1 protein-coding gene is annotated in these 502 nt (G+C 74.3%); it reads right to left on the bottom strand.

Features of this window, described 5'->3' with window-relative positions:
- The coding region (locus AC1DVP_RS21470) for an aminotransferase class I/II-fold pyridoxal phosphate-dependent enzyme (RefSeq protein ID WP_477185501.1) at positions 1-502 on the bottom strand (502 nt) is incomplete at both ends.

The raw sequence follows: 502 nt of genomic DNA, 5'->3' as shown, positions 1-502 counted from the left end.
GGCCAGCACCACGAAGCCGTAGCGCTCGGCGAGCTCGACCAGCCGGACGCGCTGCTCCGTCGGGAGCGTGCCCTGCGACGGGTTGTGGAAGTCGGGCACCGTGTAGACGGCCGCCGGTCGGGCGCCCGCGCGCAGCGAGTCCTCGAGCTCGGACACGTCGAGCCCGTGCGGTCCGACGCCGACGGGCAGGGTGCGGCCGTCGGAGAGCTCGAGCGCCCGCAGGAAGAGCGGGAAGATCGGGTTGTCGACGGCGACGAGGCCACCGCGCTCGACCAGCGAGAGCACCGACAGCGACAGGCCGTGGAACCCGCCGTTCGTGATGATGACGCGCTCGGCCGGCACGCCCTCGCGCGCCGCGATCCACGCGCGCAGCTCGTCGAGTCCTGCTGACTGCGAGTACTGGAACGCCGCGGGGCCGGAGCGGGCGCCCGTGAGCACGCGCTCGGTGGCGGCGAGAAGCTCGTGGACCGGCAGGGCGGAGTCGTCGGGGATCCCGCCGAGC

The organism is Flavobacterium sp. P3_A6 (assembly GCF_056403035.1).
The sequence above is the reverse complement of the archived record's forward strand: the minus strand, read 5'-3'. Positions and strand labels throughout refer to the sequence as shown.